The sequence below is a fragment of the Sphingopyxis sp. YR583 genome, assembly GCF_900108295.1.
Classification (GTDB): domain Bacteria; phylum Pseudomonadota; class Alphaproteobacteria; order Sphingomonadales; family Sphingomonadaceae; genus Sphingopyxis.
In genome coordinates this window covers 300,896-315,576 of sequence record NZ_FNWK01000002.1, presented here as the reverse complement: position 1 = coordinate 315,576, position 14,681 = coordinate 300,896, and the positions used below count along the sequence as shown (strand labels likewise).

The following is a 14,681-nucleotide window of genomic DNA, read 5'->3' as shown; positions in this document are numbered from 1 at the left end:
TAACGTAGCAACAATGACGCTCCCGTCCCCTCTGGCTACCCACACGGATTCGGACGACCAGGTGATGCGCTCGGGCTTCTGGCGTTTCGCGGCGCCCGAATATTATACACTCGCCCTGATCATCAGCGTTGCCATCGCGACCTATATCTTCGTGACCGGCGATGCGCAGAGCGAGCGGCTGCTGACCCCGGCGCTCGTCGCCGCGATCATGGTCGTCAATCTGGTGCCAGCGATGGCTCTGATCGTGCTTATCGGCAGCCGCGTTGCGCGCGCACGCGCGGTGCGCTCGATGGCGGGCGGCAACGGCCGCCTCCACGTCCGGCTTGTTGCGCTTTTTTCGCTGATTGCCGCAGCGCCGACCCTGCTCGTGGTGATCTTCGCTTCACTTCTATTCCAGTTCGGTGTCGATTTCTGGTTCTCCGATCGTTCGCGCGGCATGTTCGAAAACGCCGCCAATCTGGCCGAGGGTTATTACCAGGAAAACCAGCGGCAAGTCGGTGCGAATACCTTTGCCATGGCAAACGACCTCGGCAAGCAATTGAGCCTCGTCCCGATCGATAGCCCGGTCTTCAGCAACTATTATCTGCAACAGGTCGTCGTTCGGAGCCTGAATGAGTCGGCGATTATCGAGATCGGCAGGGACGGCGTGGCGCGGACGGCCACGGCGATCAATCCCGACAACAGGGCGGCTGAGAACCGTTTGAGTTCCGCGATGGTCGGCCGCCTCGACGCGGGCGAGGATGTCGTCGTCGTTCGCCAGCCCAACCGGATCGAAGCCGCTGCACGGCTGCCCGGCACGGGCCGCGCGTACGTCTATGCTTCGCGCGATACAAATGTCCCGGGCTTTCAGCAGTCCGCGCGCGCGAGTGCAGTTCTCGCCGACTATAATGGCTTGTTCGAACGCTCGCAGCAGCTCCAGCTTCAATTCAACGGCGCGCTCTATCTTGGGTCGCTTCTGCTTCTCGCGCTCGCCGTTATAGCGGCAATCCTCGTGGCCGACCGGATCGTCCGCCCGCTCGGCACGCTGATCGGTGCAACGCGGACTGCCGCCGGAGGCGACCTGTCGGTGCGGGTCACGCCGCCGGCGCGCGATGACGAGATTTCGGTACTCACCCGCGCCTTCAACCGAATGACCGAGCAATTGCAGGGGCAAACCGGCGCGCTCGTCAGCGTGAACGAGCAACTCGAGGCGCGGCGCAGCTTTATCGAGGCCGTGCTCAGCGGCGTGTCATCGGCTGTCGTTTCGGTCGACGCCGATCGCCGCATTCTGCTCGCCAACGCCGCGGCCGAGCGGCTGATCTGCCAGTCCGCCGAGTGCCTGACCGGCCAGCCGCTCGACGACGTCGCGCCCGAACTTGCGCGCTTGCTGACCGGCGACGAACGCGAAGCCATCGTCCAGCTCTCGCGCAAAGACGCGGAACCCGCGACGCTCGCGGCAAAAGCCGTGGCGCAGGGCGACGGCTTTGTCCTGAGCTTCGAGGATATCACGCAGCAATTACTCGATCAGCGCCGTGCGGCCTGGTCCGACGTCGCGCGGCGCATCGCGCATGAGATCAAGAATCCGCTGACCCCGATTCAACTCGCGGCCGAACGGCTCCAGCGGCGGTTCGGCGACAAGGTCGAGGGCGATAGCGCCACCTTCCGGAAGCTGACCGATACGGTAATCCGCCAGGTGCACGACATGCGGCGTATGGTCGATGAATTTTCGAGCTTCGCCCGAATGCCGAAACCGACCTTCGGGGTAGAGGACGTTCGCGACATCGTGCGTCAGGCGGTGTTCCTGTTCGAAGTGGCAAAGCCCGACATCGCCTTTGCCGTCAAAACGCCTGCCGAGATCGAGCCGCTCGTTTGCGACCGCCGACTGCTGTCGCAGGCAGTCACCAATATCGTCAAAAACGCAGTCGAAGCAATTGAAGAGAAATATAAAAATTCCGATGCCGTCGCCACTGGTTACATCTCCGCCGAACTTGCTGTCGGCGTGGAGGGCGAGTTCGTCATCCGGGTGTCCGACGATGGCATCGGGCTGCCCGAGGCGCGCGAGGCGATCGCCGAACCCTATATGACGACCCGGCAGGGCGGGACCGGGCTGGGGCTCGCGATCGTGAAGAAGATCGTCGAGCAACATTATGGCGAGCTCGAATTTTCGGACAATCCGGCGGGGCAGGGGACATGCGTGACCCTGACGCTCCATCCCGAACGGCTCAGGCCATTGGCCGGCAAGGGCGGCGAACAGGGGATGGGGCAAAGTGAATCGGTTCCCGGACGCATCCGGAACCGGCAGGACAGAGAAGATCATGGCGCTTGATATTTTGATCGTCGACGACGAACGTGACATTTGCGACCTCGTCGCCGGCGTCATGGAAGACGAAGGCTATGAGGCGCGCACCGCCTCCGACAGCGATTCCGCGCTCGAAGCGATCCGCCAGCGACGTCCGTCGCTCGCGCTGATCGATGTCTGGCTGCAGGGCTCGCGGCTTGACGGGCTCGGACTGGTCGAGGCGATCAAGGCGTTCGATCCGACGCTGCCGATCATCGTCATTTCGGGCCATGGCGGGCTCGATACGGCGGTCGCCGCCATCCGCCGCGGCGCGTTCGATTTCATCGAAAAGCCGTTCGAGGCATCGCGCCTGCTCCATCTCGTCGCGCGCGCGACCGAGAATGAGCGGCTCAAGTTCGAATATGAGCAGCTGCGAGAAAAGGCCGGGCCGTCGGACGAGCTAACCGGAACGAGTGCGGCTATCAACAATGTCCGCGCGACGCTGAAGCGCGTCGCGGGGACGGGAAGCCGCGTCCTGATCACGGGCGCTCCCGGCGTCGGCAAGGAGGTCGCGGCGCGCGTGCTGCACGGCTGGAGCGGGCGCCAGAATGCACCGTTCCGCGTCATTTCATCGGCACGGATGGACCCCGAAACGGTAGAGACTGAGTTGTTCGGGTCCGAAGCTGAGGACGGTTCGATCCGCGTCGGACTGCTCGAACAGGCGCATGGGGGGACGCTGTTCCTCGACGAGGTCGCCGACATGCCGCTGACGACGCAGGGCAAGATCCTGCGCGTCCTGACCGATCAAAGCTTTGCCCGCGTAGGCGGCCGCACGATGATCCGCGTCGATGTGCGCATCATTTCGGGATCCGCGCGCGACCTGATGACCGAAATCGCGGAAAACCGGTTTCGCGAGGATCTCTATTACCGGCTGAATGTCGTGCCCGTGCATATCCCGCCGCTGCGCGAGCGTCGCGACGATATCGCCAGCCTTTGCGACCATTATATCCGCCGCTACGCCGCCGACCGCCGCGTTCCGCCGCCCGAGATCAGCTCGGAAGCGATGGCGGCACTCCAGGCACATGAGTGGCCGGGCAATGTTCGCGAACTGCGTAACGTGATAGAGCGTGTGATGATCCTTGCGCCGAGCGACCGGTTGAACCGCATAGATGCTGATATGCTGCCCGCCGAGCTGGTGCGCGGCGGGGCCGATATCCTGCCCAATTCGGAATCGATCACCGCGATCCCTCTGAAAGAGGCGCGGGAGAATTTCGAGCGCGAGTATCTGCGTATCCAGATCAACCGTTTTTCGGGCAATATCTCGCGCACCGCGACCTTCATCGGAATGGAACGGTCGGCGCTGCACCGCAAACTGAAACTTTTGGGCCTTACCGAGAGTTCGGAAGGCGAGGGATAGCGGCTTTGCGCTAGACCTTCGGGGCCCTTTGCCGCATATTGCGGGTGCGAAGAAGGTCTTAAATCCGGAAAACCGGTACCATACCCGCGGTTATACCGCCAAAAACAGGAGGCAAATGTGTCCGATAAAAATCAGAATCTCCAGGATATTTTCCTAAACGCCCTTCGCAAGAGCAAGACCCCGGTGACCATGTTTCTGGTCAAGGGCGTGAAGCTGCAGGGCATCATCACCTGGTTCGATAACTTTTCGCTGCTTCTTCGCCGCGATGGACAGTCGCAACTTGTCTACAAGCATGCGATCTCGACGGTGATGCCGTCGCATGATTTCGATCTCGCGCTATTGGGCGACAATTTGCGCGATGCGCCAGCGAGCAAGGGCAAGGCCCTGCAGGACGTGTTTCTGAACGCAGTCCGCCGTTCCGACGAGTCGGTGACGATGTTCCTCGTCAATGGCGTGATGCTGCAGGGCGATATCGTTGCCTTCGACCTGTTCTGCATGCTGCTCGAGCGCGAGCGGCAGGTGCAGCTCGTCTACAAGCACGCGATTTCGACCGTTCAGCCGAATGGGCCGATCAATCTGACCGACAGCGAGCCTGACGCAGAAGCGGACAACGGCTGATCGACCCGATAGCCGACAATGAAGACGAGGTAACGCGCGGTGCCCCCGCGCTTATTGTCGTGCCCGAATGGCATAGCCAGCGGCTTGCCCGCGATCTCGACGCCCGCGCCGAGGAGGCGAGGGGGCTGGCGCTTGCGATTGGGCTCGATGTCGTCGCGGTTCATACGCTGCGGCTGCGCCAGACCCGCGCGGCGACCCTACTCGGCGTCGGCCAGATCGAGGCGATCGCGCCCGACATCGCCGCGAAGGGTGTCCAGCTTGTCGTCGTCGATGCAGCGCTCAGTCCGATCCAGCAACGCAATCTGGAAACCGCCTTTGGCACCAAGGTCATCGACCGAACCGGCCTGATCCTTGAAATTTTCGGAGAGCGCGCCGCGACTGCCGAAGGGCGGTTACAGGTCGAATTGGCGCATCTCGATTATCAGGCAGGGCGGCTCGTGCGCAGTTGGACCCACCTTGAGCGGCAGCGCGGCGGTTTCGGTTTTCTCGGCGGCCCCGGGGAAACGCAGATCGAAGCCGACAGGCGGATGATCCGCAACCGCATGGCGCGCATCCGCCGGAGCCTCGATGATGCACGGCGTACGCGCCAGCTCCAGCGATCGAAGCGCCAGCGCGCGCCGTGGCCGGTCGTCGCGCTCGTCGGCTATACCAACGCCGGAAAATCCACATTCTTCAATCGCTTGACGGGGAGTGACGTCATGGCGGAAGATATGCTTTTCGCCACGCTTGACCCCACTATGCGCGAAATCGGATTGCCGGGGATCGAAAAGGCGATCCTGTCCGACACCGTCGGTTTCGTTTCCGATCTGCCGACGCAATTGGTTGCCGCATTCCGCGCAACGCTCGAGGAAGTGACGACCGCGGACCTGATCGTCCATGTCCGCGACATCGTTCATCCCGACAGCGAGGCGCAATATGACGATGTGCGGGCCATATTGGACTCGCTCGGCGTTAACGGTCCGCAGGACGACGAGGAGGGCGATGCCCCTGCCGCGGTTCCGCAGATCGAAATCTGGAACAAGATCGACACGGCCGACGCCGACGGGCGCGCGGCGATCGAGGAGGTGGCGGCGCGGCGGCCCGACGTCGCGGTCATCTCGGCGGTGACGGGCGAGGGCGTCGAGGCGGCGCGCGTCCTGATGGCGTCGCAATTGACCGCGCAGCACAAGGTGCAGCGCATCTATCTGGGCTATGGCGAGGGCGAGGCGGCGGCGTGGCTTCACGCGCGCGGCGAGGTTCTCGCCGACGAGCCACAGAACGATGGGCATGTGCTGACCGTCCGGCTCGATCCCGCCGATAGTGCCCGATTTGAGCGCCTATGGCCGGCTACGGACGCTCCGCAGCCTTGACCGCAACCCAATGGTCTTCCTGATCGTCGAGCGATAGGCCAGCCAAGCTTCCGCCCGCGCGATCTTCCATGGCGGCGAAGCGCCGCCCGAATTTCAGATTGGCGTCACGAAGCGCACCTTCGGCATCGACTCCGAGCTTGCGAGCATAGTTGACGACCGCGAACAGCAGGTCGCCGACCTCCTCATGCCGTTCTGTATCGCTCGTTGCCTGCGCGACCTCGGCCAGTTCTTCGTCGATCTTGGCGAGCGGCCCCTCGGTATCGGGCCAGTCGAAACCGACGCGCGCAGCACGGCCCTGCAGCTTTTGCGCGCGCAGCAATGCGGGAAAGGACGACGCGACGCCGGCGAGCGCGCCCGCCGCGCCGTCGGCCGATCGCTCGGCAGCCTTGATCTGCTCCCATTGCTGACGGACATCGTCAGTCGTGCCATCGCCGAAGATGTGCGGGTGGCGGCGTTCCATCTTGTTGCTGATTGCCTCGGCGACATCGTCGAAGCCGAACAGGCCTTCGTCGGTCGCGATCTGGCTGTGGAACACGACCTGCAGCAATAGATCGCCAAGTTCGTCGCAGATCGCTGCGGGATCGCCACCGGCAATGGCGTCGGAAACCTCATAGGCTTCCTCGATCGTATAAGGCGCAATCGTCGCGAAGCTCTGCGCCAGATCCCATTCACATCCGCCGTCGGGATTGCGCAGTTGCCGCATGATGGCGAGCAGGCGATCGATAGGGGGCAGCGTTGCGGCTTCGGCCATATCATTATTATCCGATAATATGTATTATGTTAAATTTAATAAGGTAGGAGTGAGGAGACCTTGGCTTCAGGTCACCGCCTGCCACGTGCGGATCACCAGAAACACCAACCCAAAGATCGCTACCCATGCCAGCGCCATCTTGATCCAGTCGGCCATTGGCAAGCGCCGCGCGAGCAGCGAGCTCAGCACCAGCGTGAACGCGCCGGCGAACCACAGGATCTGGACGGTCGTGTCACCGCTCATAGCTGCACCTCCAATCCGTCATACCCGGGCTCGACGCCCGGCGGCAATTCTGCCGCAAGGTCGTCATAATCCATCGTATTGTCCATATGCGTGATGATCGCACGCGGATTGCCGACCTTGGCGAGCCCTTCGAGCGTCATCGCCAGATGCGGATGCGTCGGATGCGGATAGCGGCGCAGCGCATCGATCACAAACAGGTCGACGCCTTGGAAGAACTCGACCATCTCGTCAGTGAATTTCGAAAAATCAGTCGCATAGGCGATTCTGTGCGCACCGTCGCTGAAGATCAGGCCGGTCGCCTTGATTGGGCCGTGCGGCATTTCGATCGCCGATACCTCGATCGGGCCAATCGATTGATGGTCGTGCAGATCGATCGGGTCGACTGAGGCAGGATAACCGGCATTTCCCGCAAAGGCATAGGTGAAGCGCCATTTGAGGATGTCGAGAACATGGTCACGCGCATAGACCGGGACCGCCGAGCGCCGCAGGTGCATGACCTGACGCAGATCGTCGAGCCCGTGCGTGTGGTCTGCGTGTTCGTGCGTCCAGATGACGGCGTCGAGTTCGCCAACGCCGGCATCGAGCAACTGGAGCCGCATGTCCGGGCTGGTATCGACGACAATACGAAAACCGCCAAGCGATATCATGATGGAGGCACGGCTGCGCAGATTGCGCGGATTGTCGGGATCGCACTGCCCCCAGTCGTTGCCGATCCGCGGAACGCCCGACGACGTGCCGCAACCAAGTATTCTGAGCTTCATGATGTGCGTGATGTCATGCTGTCGCCTTGTTGAACAGCGCATAGAAATTGGCACTTGTCGCCGCCGCCAGCGCATCCTGGTCGTCGCCGCGCAGTTCGGCAAGGAACGTGAGCGTATCGGCGACAAAAGCCGGCTCACCGGTCTTGCCGCGGTGCGGGACGGGGGCAAGGAAGGGCGAATCGGTTTCGATCAGCAGACGGTCTTGCGGCAGCCATTTGGCGGTTGCCTGCAGATCGGCGGCGTTCTTGAAGGTCACGATGCCCGAGATCGAGATGAACAGGCCGAGGTCGAGCGCCTTGCGCGCGAAATCGTCGCTTGCGGTGAAGCAGTGGATCACGCCCGGGAAGACCGCCCTTCCCATCTCCTCGCCAAGCAGCGCCAGCGTGTCTTCCTCCGCGTCGCGCGTGTGGACGATGATCGGCAATCCGGTGGCCTGCGATGCGTGGATGTGACGACGAAAGCTGTCCTGCTGCCGCACGCGGTCGCTTTTGTCGTAATAATAGTCGAGCCCGGTCTCACCGATGCCGATCACACGCGGATGTTCGGCACGCTCGACGAGCTTCGCCGTATCGACATCGGGATGGTTGTCGGCGTCGTGCGGATGGATGCCGACACTCGCCCATACATCGTCATTGGCTTCGGCTGCGGCGAGCACGTCGTCCCACTCGCTTTCGCGTGTCGCGATGTTGAGCATCGCGGTGACGCCTTTCGCTCGCGCGCGCGCCAGCACCTCGCCTTGCTTCTCGGCAAGCCCCTTGTAATTGAGGTGGCAGTGCGAATCGACGAGCATCAGGCTTCTCCGTCCCCTTCCCCCTCGGGGAGTTCGAGGCGGGGGAAGATCGGGACGGGCTGGCCGACTATAAAGCCGCTGGCCGCGAGTTTCGCGAACCAGTTCTCGTCGGCAAGCGCAGCGAAATCGCGCGCATCTTCGGCAATGCCCATCTGATCGAGCAATGTGTCCGCCGCCGCCGGCACCACCGGACGGATTGCAATCGCCAGCATTCGTACCGCCTGGAACAGCGTCATCAGCACCGCGCGCATCCGTTCGGGATCGGTCTTGCGCAGCGCCCAGGGCGCCTGCGTGTCGACATATTGGTTGCAGGCGAAGACGGCGCGAATCCAGTCCTCGATGCCCACCGAAAAGGCGAGTTGCTCGAATTCGCGCGGCAGGCGCTCGGTCGCCATCGCAGTCAGATCGGCGAGCAGGTCGGCATCGTCCTGCGCGGGTGAATAGTCCGCCGAAATCTTGCCGTCCAAATTCTTGAAAATCATGGACAAGCTGCGCTGCGCGAGATTACCGAAACTGTTGGCGAGGTCTGCATTTGCCGTGCGCACGATCGCTTCGGCCGAATAGCTGCCGTCCTGACCGAAGCTGACTTCACGGAGGAGATAATAGCGCAGGGCATCGACGCCGAAACGTTCGGCGAGCTCCATCGGGTCGACCACATTGCCGAGCGATTTCGACATCTTCTCGCCGCGGTTGAGCAAGAAGCCGTGGCCGAACACCTGTCTTGGGAGCGGCAGGTTCGCGCTCATCAGGAAAGCCGGCCAGTAAACGGTATGAAAACGAACGATATCCTTGCCGATCATATGGATATCGGCGGGCCAGAACTTACCCCACTCTCCCTCGCGATCGGGGAAGCCGAGCGCGGACATATAGGTATTGAGCGCATCGACCCAGACATACATCACATGGCCCGGCGAGCCCGGCACGGACACGCCCCAGTCGAAGCTGGTGCGCGAAACGCTGAGATCCTTGAGCCCGCCCTCGACGAAGCGCAGCACCTCGTTGCGACGACTTTCGGGGCGGATGAAATCGGGATTGTCGTTGTAGAGCGCAAGGAGCTTGTCCTGATAGTTCGACAAGCGGAAGAACCAGCTTTCCTCGACGGTCCATTCGACCGGCGTGCCCTGCGGAGAGAGCTTGGCATTCCCTCCCCCTTCGACGAGTTCGCTTTCGTCGTAAAAGGCCTCGTCGCGCACCGAATACCATCCTTCGTAGCGGTCGAGATAGAGATCGCCATTGGCCTCCATCGCGCGCCATAGCGCCTGCGACGCCGCATGGTGCGCCGGATCGGATGTGCGCATGAAGTGATCGAAGCTGATATTCAGCCTGGCGTACATGTCACGGAAATATCCCGACATTTCATCGGCAAGGTCGATCGTCGGCCGCCCTTGGTCGCGCGCCGTCTGATACATTTTCAGGCCATGTTCGTCAGTGCCGGTCGTCAGCCGCACGTCGCGGCCGCGCGCGCGCTGGAAACGCGCCATGACGTCTGTCGCAATCGCTTCATAGGCGTGACCGATATGCGGGCGGCCATTGGGATAGCTGATCGCGGTGGTGATGTAGAAGGGGGCTTTGTTTTCGGACATGCGCGCGCCTTAGCCGCTGGTGCGCGTAAGGGAAAGCGTCAGCGTTGCGCCGGCGCCTCTCGCGGCGCCAATTCGGCAAGGCAGTTTCCGATTTCGAACCCGACCATCGCGCCGTCGTAAGAGCCGCGGATCGCGTCGCGGACGGTGCGTTGAATACGGTCCCATTGCGCAAGAACGGGCGCAATCTCTGCAATCGGACGTTCGCGCGCCAGTCGCGCCAACAATCCCGGAACGATGTCGATGACCAGTTCGAGCCGGGCGCGATTGCTGGTCCCGGCAACTTCGCGGGCAAGCGCCTCGCGCAGCCGGTTCCCGGGATCTCCACCAGCCGCAATGGAGAGCAGCTTCTTTTCCATTGCCGCGACATCGCTGTCGATCAGCGCGAGCGCCTTGCCGGGCACGCCGCCCGATGCAGTGACGATCGCCCGCACCTCGGCAATGTCGAGCATGGGCCGCAACTCGCGCAGCCACGCAGTCATGGCGTCACGGTCAACCGGTTGAAAACGCATCATTCTGCACCGCGACCGGATTGTCGGCAGCAGACGTCCCGGCGAATGGCTGACGAGCAGGAACAAGGTCTTTGCGGGTGGTTCTTCGAGCGTCTTGAGCAGCGCGTTGGCACCGTCGGTTTCCAGATCATCGACCGCATCGACGATGATGACTCGCCACTCGCCGAGCGACAGCGACAGATGCAGCCGGCGGATCATCTGCCGGACCTGTTCAATCGTGATATTGCGTGCGAGCTCCTTTGCCTTGTCCTTCGGCTGCCGCGCGAGCCGAAGGATTTCGGGGTGGTTCCCCGCGTCTACAAGGCGTGCCGCCGCGTCGTCCCCGCGGTCGTCGAGCAACACAGCCTGCCCGTCACCAGCCCGTCCGTGGGTCACCAGAAAACGCGCGACGCGCTCGGAAAAGGCGCCCTTTCCCATCCCCTGCGGCCCTGCGAGAAGCCAGGCGTGATGAAGACGGCCGCCCTGCCACGCCTCAAGAAAGGCCTTCTCGGCGTCCTGATGGCCGATCATCATAGCCATTCCGCGAGGTCGGCGAGGATGGCTTCGGTGACGTCCGCCGCAACAGCGTCGGCATCGACGATCCGCCATCGCGCCGGCTCGGCCTCGGCCATCTCGACAAAACGCGCGGCGAGCCGTGCCTGATAGTCCGCGGGCTTGTTGCCCATCCGGTCGCTGCCGCCGCGTTCGGTCAGCCGCCGCGCGGCTTCGTCGGCGCTGACGGTGAGCAGGAAAGTGCGGTCGGGCAACAAGCCCATCGAGCCGAAACCGTGCAGTGTCAGGAGGTCGGCGTCGGTGATCCCGCCGCCGCCGCCCTGATAGGCACGGCTCGAATCGACGAAACGGTCGCAGAGCACCCATGCGCCGCGATCGAGCGCCGGGCGGATGGTGCGTGCGACATGGTCGGCGCGCGCTGCGGCGAACAGCAACGCTTCGCTGCGCGCATCCCAGCGGTCGTCGCTTCCTTCCATGAGCAGGGCGCGGATCGCTTCGGCTCCGGCGCTGCCGCCGGGCTCGCGCGTCGCGACGGCCTCGATACCGCGCGCCGCCAACGCATCGGCAAGAGCGCGGATCTGGGTCGATTTTCCGACGCCCTCGCCGCCTTCGAGCGTGATGAAGCGCCCGGTCACAGCCCGGTCAGCCGGTAGAATCCCGTCCGCGCGCGCGCCCACCAGCCACCCTCGTCCACGTCGGCGGCGGCGATCAGCGGCGTCGTTTGCGGGGGCAGACCATCGGGTGTGACGACGAGTTCGGCAACCGGCGTCCCGCGTGTGACGGGCGCGACAAGTGGAGTCTGGGAACGCATGACCGCGCGATAGCCGCCGCTATAGCCCTTGGGAACCGTCATCCGCACGGCGATGCTGGCCTCGGTGCGAACCGCCGGAATCACTCCCTTTTTGACGTCGATGTGACCGAGACTCGCGCCGGCGGGGACAAGCTCCCTTCCCTCCCATTCGTCGAAACCCCATTTCATCAGCCGCTCAGCCTCGTCGCGCCGAGCCTTTTCGCTGCTCATGCCCGCCACGACCATGATGAGACGGCGCCCGTTTCGTTTTGCCGAGCCGAGGAAGCAATAACCGGCCTCGGCGGTGTGACCCGTTTTCAACCCGTCGGCCCCCGCGAAGCGCCCGAGAATGGGGTTGCGGTTCGGCTGGACGATCGGTTTCCCGTCGGGCGATTTGCCGTGCTGGAGTTTCGGCAATGAGAAATAGCGGCTGTAGCCATCGGGGTGATCGCGAATCAATCGGTCGGCAAGCGTGATCAAGTCGGCGGCGCTTACCTTGGTGATGCCACCGTCGGGCCAGCCACTCGGCGTCCCGAACCGGCTCGACGCCATCCCGATTTTGGCCGCTACTGCATTCATTCGCTTGACGAATGCGTCTTCGCTTCCGTCGATCCCGACCGCGAGCACTGCGGCGGCATCATTGCCCGAAACGGTAATCAGTCCCTTCAGCAACTCGTCGACCGAAACCTTTTCGTTCGGGCGGAGGAACATCGTCGAGCCGCCGGTGCTGCCGTTCCACTTCTTCCAGGTCGCTTCGCTGACGGTGAACTGCTTGTCACGCGACAGCTCGCCCTTCCGGATCAGGTCGAGCACGACATAGGCGGTCATCACCTTGGCCATCGAGGCCGGTGCGAAACGTTTGTCGGCGCCGCGCGAGAAGAGAATGGCGCCCGAATCGAGATCCTTGAGCATCACGATCGGCGCTTGGGTGACGTAAAGTGGACGGCTGACCGGCGCGGATTTTGGTCGGGCATCGCCCGCCGATGCCGCCGGAAAAGCCAATGTCAGAGCGCACATCGCCAGCGCCGCAGCGCCGCTCTTTGCAAGGATGGATACCGACGTCCTCACGCGCCCGGTCGTCAGCGATCGCGCTGGACGACTGCGTCGCGAAAGCCCTTGGCCTTTACGCTGCCGAGCGCGCCACGCGCTTCAGCGTCACTGGCAAAGGGGCCGACACGGACTCTCCACAAATTTCCAGCCTTCGTGACATGCCCTCCAACCGATTTCGCAGCGGCACTGGCACGGCTTTCGGTGCTGAAAGCACCGACCTGAATCACATAGGCCCCGGCAGCAGGCGCGGGCTTTGCGGGGGCAGTAGGCTTCGCGGCGGCGGGTTTGGGCGCCGCCTTGGTCGTCTCAGGGCCCTCAACGACAAATCGGTCGTCGCCCGGCTTCGCGGTGCCTGACGCGACCGGCGCGGCGGGCTGCGCCGTGACGGGCGCGATTGCTGATTTCGGTGTGGGCAGCGCCTTCGCCTTGTTACGCAGGATCGCCAGCAGCGATTCAGGGGTGGCGATGCGTTCGGGAACAGCTTTGCCCGAGCGGAGCTGCGCGCGCTCGGCGGCGGGTGGGTTTGTGCGGCGGACGCGGACGGTGGAGAGGCCGTCGGTGAGGCCGAGCTGCTCGGCGGCGCCGCGCGAAAGGTCGATCAGCCGGTCGCTCGCCATCGGCCCACGATCGTTGACGCGCACGAGAATCGTCCGACCGGTGTCGAGTGCGGTGACTTCGACATAGCTTGGCAACGGCAGCGTCTTGTGCGCCGCACTGATCGCCGCAGGATCGAACGTCTCGCCATTGGCGGTCGGTTTGCCGCCAAGTTCCTCGCCGTACCAGCTCGCATAGCCGACGTCGTCATAATCGGGGATATCGGCGGGCGTGTAAGTGACGCCGCCGATCATATAGGGATCGCCGAGCTTGACCGGGACATCTGAAACGCCGTTCGCGGCGGTCGTCGGCGTCGGACTTGCGATCGGGCCGCCTTCGCGCTTGCCGCCAACACTCCCACAGCCGGCGAGCATCAACATCGCCCCGGCCAACAGGCCCCCGCCTCTAACGATCGATTTCATCCGCCAGCAACCCCACAGACAATGCGTAAAAATTAGAACAATTATAGTCCAATATCGCACGATAGTTACCGGTCAGCAAATAGGCTGTCCGACCGGGGCCGTCAGGTTCAAGCAATGTCGCCTGAACATTGCCATCGGGCCAGCGGCCATTGACCGGCTGAATCCCCACGGCGCGCCATTCGGACATCGAGCGCCAGCGGCTGTGGCGGTCGAAAACGCGCGGGCAGCGCGTCGGGGTCAGGCGGTTCGCGACCGCGCCGCGGTTGAAGCCAGCGGGAACCGTCACGGCCACCCCCCACGGCTGGCCTGCACGCCAGCCGGCACGGCGCAAATAGGCGCCGATCGATTCGATAGCATCTGCCTCGCTCGACCAGATGCGCGCGACGCCGTCGCCGTCGCCGTCCTCGGCCACCTGCAGATAGACGGACGGCAGGAATTGCGGATAGCCGAACGCGCCGGCCCAACTGCCTTTGAGCGCGCTACGCGGCACGCCGCGTTCGACCATCACCATCGTCGCGATGAGTTCGGGCTCGAACAAGGTGCGACGACGGCCCTCATAGGCAAGCGTCGCCAGCGCTTCGGGCAGGTCGAAATTGCCCGTGACCTGGCCGTAAGCGGTTTCGTGGCCGTAAATGGCGATCATGATGCTGGTCGGCACGCCGGTACGCGCCTCGATACGCGACAGCAAAGGGAGCAGCCGGTCGTGGACGCGGCGGCCGCCACCGATGCGCGCGGCATCGACATGCTTCGCCTTATACGGTGCGAATGCGGGAATCGGCGTATTCGGGTTCGGCGGACTACCCAGATTGTCGCGATCGAGCGCGACGACGCGCGGATTATACGTCAGCCCGGCGGTCACGCGGTCGAATGTGGTGCGCGATACGCCGCGTGACTGCGCTTTCGGCCACAGCGACTGGACATAGCTGTCGAAGCTGCCGTCGGCGCTCTGCGCGTGGAGCGGTGCCGAAGCTGTGAGCATCCAGGCCGACAGGAAAGCCGCCGCGAAGTTGAAAAGGCGTCCGATTCTGAAACGTATAGCTTGCATCATGTCCCCA

Annotated in this window: 14 protein-coding genes; 4 read left to right on the top strand and 10 right to left on the bottom strand. The window is 63.4% G+C overall.

All coding sequences use genetic code 11. The annotated features are described in order from the left end of the window. The first annotated feature begins 13 nt into the window (after positions 1 to 13). From BLW56_RS13465 to hflX, 4 genes are all read left to right on the top strand, one after another. The gene (locus BLW56_RS13465) at positions 14 to 2,305 is read left to right on the top strand and encodes a sensor histidine kinase (protein WP_256203465.1); all 2,292 of its coding nucleotides are present in this window, start codon (positions 14 to 16) and stop codon (positions 2,303 to 2,305) included. Next, positions 2,295 to 3,674, top strand: a complete 1,380-nt coding sequence (locus BLW56_RS13460; RefSeq protein WP_093511201.1) for a nitrogen assimilation response regulator NtrX — start codon at positions 2,295 to 2,297, stop codon at positions 3,672 to 3,674. Before BLW56_RS13465 ends, BLW56_RS13460 begins: the two co-directional genes overlap by 11 nt. A gap of 117 nt (positions 3,675 to 3,791) precedes the next feature. Continuing rightward, positions 3,792 to 4,292 (top strand): RNA chaperone Hfq, encoded by a 501-nt coding sequence (gene hfq / locus BLW56_RS13455; protein WP_093511200.1) that lies wholly within the window; start codon positions 3,792 to 3,794, stop codon positions 4,290 to 4,292. Between the two features lie 59 nt (positions 4,293 to 4,351). After that, positions 4,352 to 5,641 carry a GTPase HflX gene (hflX, locus tag BLW56_RS13450; protein WP_371262240.1) on the top strand — a complete coding sequence of 430 codons (1,290 nt, stop codon included), beginning with the start codon at positions 4,352 to 4,354 and terminating at the stop codon, positions 5,639 to 5,641. Here hflX and mazG read toward each other — a convergent pair. The 10 genes from mazG to BLW56_RS13405 form a co-directional block, all read right to left on the bottom strand. Continuing rightward, positions 5,619 to 6,392, bottom strand: a complete 774-nt coding sequence (gene mazG / locus BLW56_RS13445; protein WP_093511198.1) for a nucleoside triphosphate pyrophosphohydrolase — start codon at positions 6,390 to 6,392, stop codon at positions 5,619 to 5,621. The genes hflX and mazG overlap by 23 nt on opposite strands. A 66-nt stretch (positions 6,393 to 6,458) precedes the next feature. Continuing rightward, on the bottom strand, positions 6,459 to 6,635 hold the full coding sequence (locus BLW56_RS20655; RefSeq protein WP_177175967.1) for a hypothetical protein: 177 nt from the start codon (positions 6,633 to 6,635) through the stop codon (positions 6,459 to 6,461). Beyond that, a complete protein-coding gene (locus tag BLW56_RS13440; protein WP_093511197.1) occupies positions 6,632 to 7,396 on the bottom strand; it encodes an MBL fold metallo-hydrolase in 765 nt (254 codons plus the stop codon). Before BLW56_RS13440 ends, BLW56_RS20655 begins: the two co-directional genes overlap by 4 nt. Positions 7,397 to 7,409: 13 nt before the next feature. After that, the gene (locus BLW56_RS13435; RefSeq protein ID WP_093511196.1) at positions 7,410 to 8,186 is read right to left on the bottom strand and encodes a TatD family hydrolase; all 777 of its coding nucleotides are present in this window, start codon (positions 8,184 to 8,186) and stop codon (positions 7,410 to 7,412) included. Further along, positions 8,186 to 9,769: a methionine--tRNA ligase gene (metG, locus tag BLW56_RS13430; RefSeq protein WP_093511195.1), complete on the bottom strand. Its 1,584-nt coding sequence runs from the start codon at positions 9,767 to 9,769 to the stop codon at positions 8,186 to 8,188. Before metG ends, BLW56_RS13435 begins: the two co-directional genes overlap by 1 nt. Before the next feature lie 38 nt (positions 9,770 to 9,807). Continuing rightward, positions 9,808 to 10,797 (bottom strand): DNA polymerase III subunit delta', encoded by a 990-nt coding sequence (locus BLW56_RS13425; protein ID WP_256203464.1) that lies wholly within the window; start codon positions 10,795 to 10,797, stop codon positions 9,808 to 9,810. Then, the gene (gene tmk / locus BLW56_RS13420) at positions 10,788 to 11,405 is read right to left on the bottom strand and encodes a dTMP kinase (protein WP_093511193.1); all 618 of its coding nucleotides are present in this window, start codon (positions 11,403 to 11,405) and stop codon (positions 10,788 to 10,790) included. Before tmk ends, BLW56_RS13425 begins: the two co-directional genes overlap by 10 nt. Next, complete coding sequence (locus tag BLW56_RS13415; RefSeq protein ID WP_143043465.1) at positions 11,402 to 12,628, bottom strand: D-alanyl-D-alanine carboxypeptidase family protein; 1,227 nt, start codon at positions 12,626 to 12,628, stop codon at positions 11,402 to 11,404. Before BLW56_RS13415 ends, tmk begins: the two co-directional genes overlap by 4 nt. Before the next feature lie 11 nt (positions 12,629 to 12,639). Next, entirely contained in the window at positions 12,640 to 13,584 is a 945-nt protein-coding gene (locus BLW56_RS13410) for a septal ring lytic transglycosylase RlpA family protein (protein ID WP_256203463.1), read from the bottom strand. Positions 13,585 to 13,609: 25 nt separating this feature from the next. Then, positions 13,610 to 14,605: a lytic murein transglycosylase gene (locus BLW56_RS13405; RefSeq protein ID WP_256203498.1), complete on the bottom strand. Its 996-nt coding sequence runs from the start codon at positions 14,603 to 14,605 to the stop codon at positions 13,610 to 13,612. Between the last annotated feature and the right edge of the window lie 76 nt (positions 14,606 to 14,681).